The sequence below is a fragment of the Streptomyces otsuchiensis genome, assembly GCF_004305975.1.
In the GTDB taxonomy this organism is placed as follows: domain Bacteria; phylum Actinomycetota; class Actinomycetes; order Streptomycetales; family Streptomycetaceae; genus Streptomyces; species Streptomyces otsuchiensis.
Genome location: NZ_BHZI01000589.1, coordinates 1 through 548, shown reverse-complemented (window position 1 = coordinate 548; position 548 = coordinate 1). Strand labels below are relative to the sequence as shown.

Here is a 548-nt window from a genome sequence, read left to right as displayed (position 1 = left end):
GTCTTCCGCCGGCCGCCCCGGCGGAGGGGGCGGACGGCGTGGAAGCGGCGGGTAGCGCGGAGGCGGCGGGCGGCGCGGAGGTGCGGGAGACCGCCACCAGCTACCCGCTGGTACCTCCGGCGACCGCTCCGGGCAGCCCTGCCGTCCATCCTCCCCGCCCCGGCCCGGCGGTTCCCGATCCCCGGCTGCCGGGCGGTGCCATGGCCCGGGGAGCGCACGAGGCCCCGGGTTCCGGGTCTCCCCCGCCCGCCGCGCCGCCTGCCACGGACCGGGGACCGGCGCACGGACCCCGCTCCGCCGACCCACCGGCCGCCCCGGCCGACGCCGCCACCGCCACGGCGCCCGCGGACCAGCCGCGGCGGGAGATACCCGCGGGTCGGCCCTCCCGCCGCGCGCTGCTGGGCGTCGCGCTCGCGGCAGGAGTCGCGGGCGCCGCGACCGGCGCCGCCGGTGTGGCGGGCTGGGTGGCCGGACGCGGCGGCGGACGCCAGGGGGTGGCTCTTTTACACATCTGAAGGTGCCGACGAAAACCCCTGGGGAAGAATTCG

General features: G+C 80.5%; 1 pseudogene. It reads left to right on the top strand.

The features are described from left to right. Positions 1–515: pseudogene (locus E0D90_RS27310) on the top strand (hypothetical protein); the annotation flags it as partial. Between the last annotated feature and the right edge of the window lie 33 nt (positions 516–548).